The organism is Rhizobium sp. CFBP 13644, from assembly GCF_014842165.1.
Classification (GTDB): domain Bacteria; phylum Pseudomonadota; class Alphaproteobacteria; order Rhizobiales; family Rhizobiaceae; genus Agrobacterium; species Agrobacterium tumefaciens_C.
Genome location: NZ_JACYVF010000022.1, coordinates 2,501 through 6,126 on the forward strand (window position 1 = coordinate 2,501; position 3,626 = coordinate 6,126).

Below are 3,626 nucleotides of genomic sequence, written 5' to 3' on the forward strand. Positions count from 1 at the left end.
AGATTGTGCCTGTTCTGTATGCATTGTGAAGAGAAGATATGTCTGGAGGCTTCCAGGTGTTTTGAACCATTGGTTCAAGGCGTCCGAGCCCGATCCCAGCGAAACCTTGTGATGGCTTAGTCGGCCGGAATTGGTGGAGGGATTGGAGGTAGGTAGGAAGTCCTGTCCTGAGGCATTTTTGTTGTTTGATAGTTTAGGCTATCATCTGATGGAAATGCTGGATTGATGTTGCCTGACCGCGCATCACCGGATGATATCTCGAGAAGCTGGTCTTAATGATACGGCCTCGAAGTGCACCGGCGTGCCTTCATATGAGGACTGTATCGACACGTCGGTGTCATCATGAAGTGGCTTGATTGTAAAAGGTAATCAGGTCGTTGCTTTCTTTGGAAGCAACTATGGATGAGCATAGACAATGAGAACGAAGAAGTGAATTAAGGGCATTTGGTGGATGCCTTGGCATGCACAGGCGAAGAAGGACGTGATACGCTGCGATAAGCCGTGGGGAGCTGCGAATAAGCTTTGATCCATGGATTTCCGAATGGGGGAACCCACCTTAAATGCTTGGAGAATCCAAGCCGTGCTTTTGTACGGTTTGGGTTTCCAAGCATTATGATAAGGTATCTGCATCTGAATACATAGGGTGTAAGAAGCGAACTCAGGGAACTGAAACATCTAAGTACCTGAAGGAAAGGACATCAACCGAGACTCCGTAAGTAGTGGCGAGCGAACGCGGACCAGGCCAGTGGCAATAAGGAATAAAGTGGAACACTTTGGAAAAGGTGGCCATAGCGGGTGATAGCCCCGTACACGTAGAACACTTATTGTCCTTGAGTAGGGCGGGACACGTGAAATCCTGTCTGAACATGGGGAGACCACTCTCCAAGCCTAAGTACTCGTGCATGACCGATAGCGAACAAGTACCGTGAGGGAAAGGTGAAAAGCACCCCGACGAGGGGAGTGAAATAGAACCTGAAACCGGATGCCTACAAGCAGTCGGAGCTCGAAAGAGTGACGGCGTACCTTTTGTATAATGGGTCAACGACTTAGTGTAGCAAGCAAGCTTAAGCCGGTAGGTGTAGGCGTAGCGAAAGCGAGTCTGAATAGGGCGTTTAGTTTGTTGCATTAGACCCGAAACCGAGTGATCTAGCCATGAGCAGGCTGAAGGTTGGGTAACACCAACTGGAGGGCCGAACCCATATCTGTTGCAATAGATTGGGATGACTTGTGGCTAGGGGTGAAAGGCCAATCAAACTCGGAAATAGCTGGTTCTCCGCGAAAACTATTTAGGTAGTGCGTCGATCGAATACCCTCGGGGGTAGAGCACTGGATGGGCTATGGGGACTCACCGTCTTACTGATCCTAACCAAACTCCGAATACCGAGGAGTACTAATCGGCAGACACACGGCGGGTGCTAACGTCCGTCGTGAAGAGGGCAACAACCCTGACCTCCAGCTAAGGTCCCCAAGTCATGGCTAAGTGGGAAAGGATGTGAGGATCCCAAAACAACCAGGATGTTGGCTTAGAAGCAGCCATCATTTAAAGAAAGCGTAACAGCTCACTGGTCTAAATAAGGGTCTTTGCGCCGAAAATGTAACGGGGCTAAAGCCATGCACCGAAGCTGAGGATAGTACAGTTATAGTGACTGTGCTGTGGTAGCGGAGCGTTCCGTAAGTCTGTGAAGGGGGACCCGTGAGGGCCCCTGGAGATATCGGAAGTGCGAATGTTGACATGAGTAACGATAAAGGGAGTGAGAGACTCCCTCGCCGAAAGACCAAGGGTTCCTGCTTAAAGTTAATCTGAGCAGGGTTAGCCGGCCCCTAAGACGAGGCGGACACGCGTAGTCGATGGGAACCACGTTAATATTCGTGGGCCTGGTGGTAGTGACGGATCTCGTGTGTTGTACATTCTTACTGGATTGAATGTGCGGCGAAGAGGTTCCAGGAAATAGCTCCACCGTATAGACCGTACCCGAAACCGACACAGGTGGTCAGGTAGAGTATACCAAGGCGCTTGAGAGAACTATGTTGAAGGAACTCGGCAAATTGCACGCGTAACTTCGGAAGAAGCGTGACCCTGTTGTACGCAAGTATGTCAGGGTGGCACAGACCAGGGGGTAGCGACTGTTTATCAAAAACACAGGGCTCTGCGAAGTAGCAATACGACGTATAGGGTCTGACGCCTGCCCGGTGCTGGAAGGTTAAAGGGAGGGGTGCAAGCTCTGAACTGAAGCCCCAGTAAACGGCGGCCGTAACTATAACGGTCCTAAGGTAGCGAAATTCCTTGTCGGGTAAGTTCCGACCTGCACGAATGGCGTAACGACTTCCCCGCTGTCTCCAACATAGACTCAGTGAAATTGAATTCCCCGTGAAGATGCGGGGTTCCTGCGGTCAGACGGAAAGACCCCGTGCACCTTTACTATAGCTTTACACTGGCATTCGCCAAGGCATGTGTAGGATAGGTGGTAGGCTTTGAAGCGGGGACGCCAGTTCCCGTGGAGCCATCCTTGAAATACCACCCTTATCTTCGTGGATGTCTAACCGCGGTCCGTTATCCGGATCCGGGACAGTGTATGGTGGGTAGTTTGACTGGGGCGGTCGCCTCCGAAAGAGTAACGGAGGCGCGCGATGGTGGGCTCAGACCGGTCGGAAATCGGTCGTCGAGTGCAATGGCATAAGCCCGCCTGACTGCGAGACTGACAAGTCGAGCAGAGACGAAAGTCGGTCATAGTGATCCGGTGGTCCCGTGTGGAAGGGCCATCGCTCAACGGATAAAAGGTACGCCGGGGATAACAGGCTGATGACCCCCAAGAGTCCATATCGACGGGGTTGTTTGGCACCTCGATGTCGACTCATCGCATCCTGGGGCTGGAGCAGGTCCCAAGGGTATGGCTGTTCGCCATTTAAAGCGGTACGTGAGTTGGGTTCAGAACGTCGTGAGACAGTTCGGTCCCTATCTGCCGTGGGTGTAGGAATATTGACAGGATCTGTCCCTAGTACGAGAGGACCGGGATGGACGTATCTCTGGTGGATCTGTTGTCCTGCCAAGGGCATAGCAGAGTAGCTATATACGGAATGGATAACCGCTGAAGGCATCTAAGCGGGAAACCAACCTGAAAACGAGTGTTCCCTATCAGAGCCGTGGAAGACGACCACGTTGATAGGACGGGTGTGGAAGTGCAGTAATGCATGAAGCTTACCGTTACTAATAGCTCGATCGACTTCTTCGTTCCCATTGATTATGTTCATCGAACGCAGTTCGATGATGACTTCTGTTCTGTCTTCACGGGCTAAAAGCCCTGCAGACGGCGCGCGCCACAAGGCGCGACGGACTAACGTCCTGTATGGGAAACATACGGACAGGTCACAGAAAGACGTGTTTAAATTAAATAGAGTGAGACGAATGTCTCCTCTCCAGCTTCTCGAAACAACAGTTTCCATGTGAAAACATGGTCATTCGTTGCGTTTTGCCGACCTGGTGGTTATTGCGGGGCGGCTGCACCCGTTCCCATTCCGAACACGGCCGTGAAACGCCCCAGCGCCAATGGTACTCCGTCTTAAGACGCGGGAGAGTAGGTCGCTGCCAGGTCTGCAAAACGCAACAAATCATAAAACAGTCTTCTCAA

Annotated in this window: 2 rRNA genes; both read left to right on the plus strand. The window is 51.7% G+C overall.

Features of this window, described 5'->3' with window-relative positions:
• Positions 1-423 precede the first annotated feature (423 nt).
• Positions 424-3,230: ribosomal RNA gene (locus IFT53_RS23425) — 23S ribosomal RNA — on the plus strand.
• Between the two features lie 244 nt (positions 3,231-3,474).
• Positions 3,475-3,589: ribosomal RNA gene (rrf, locus tag IFT53_RS23430) — 5S ribosomal RNA — on the plus strand.
• The last annotated feature ends 37 nt before the right edge of the window (positions 3,590-3,626 follow it).